At 47.9% G+C, this 313-nt stretch carries 1 protein-coding gene; it reads left to right on the top strand.

Going from position 1 to position 313, the window contains the following annotated elements; translation table 11 throughout:
• Positions 1-313: SH3 domain-containing protein (locus AX662_RS08940; protein ID WP_197414698.1), on the top strand; the 313-nt coding region annotated here is incomplete at both ends.

Here is a 313-nt window from a genome sequence, read left to right as displayed (position 1 = left end):
AGCGTTAACTACGACAAGGTTTTGACAGCCGATGGTCGTCAATGGCTTTCATACGTGACAACAAGTGGTGCTCGTCGTTACGTTGACATTGCAGCAGCTAAGGCAGAGTCTAAGCCAGCAAGTCAACCAGAAGTTAAACCGGTTGCTAAACCAGCGGATAAACCAAGTCTGCCAGAATCAGGCACTTATACCTTCACAGGTCGTGCGTCAATTAAGGCAGAAGCTAAGGTTTCAAGCCCAGAGTTGGCCTACTATGATAAGGGTATGAGCGTTAACTACGACAAGGTTTTGACAGCCGATGGTCGTCAATGGC

The organism is Streptococcus sp. CCH5-D3 (assembly GCF_001556435.1).
Classification (GTDB): Bacteria; Bacillota; Bacilli; order Lactobacillales; family Streptococcaceae; genus Streptococcus.
Note: the sequence above shows the minus strand (reverse complement) of the source record. Positions and strands in the feature narration are given on the sequence as shown.